General features: G+C 52.7%; 1 protein-coding gene. It reads right to left on the reverse strand.

Annotated elements, in window-relative coordinates:
- The coding region (locus SB773_RS33040) for a molybdopterin-dependent oxidoreductase (RefSeq protein ID WP_410594651.1) at window positions 1-256 on the reverse strand (256 nt) is incomplete at both ends.

Raw genomic sequence — 256 nt, forward strand, 5'->3', positions numbered from 1 at the left:
TGTATAGTCGTTGTCACCGTGCAGCATGACGTAGGAGGCTTGCGGGGTAACCCCGATGGCTTGCAGAAAATCGCGGAACCGAACTCCAGTGAATGCATTGTCAAAACGGGACCAGCGTGTGACGCAGTGAATGTCTCTCGTGACTGTCACCTGCGGCATGTCCATGATCTGTTCATAGGTGAGTGTGACTTCCTTGTCCACTTCTCCGAAAACACGCAAGGTCCATGTCTTCATGTCGTAAACCGGTACGTCTCCC

Source organism: Bacillus sp. SIMBA_074 (genome assembly GCF_046534555.1).
Lineage (GTDB): Bacteria > Bacillota > Bacilli > Bacillales > Bacillaceae_G > Bacillus_A > Bacillus_A mycoides.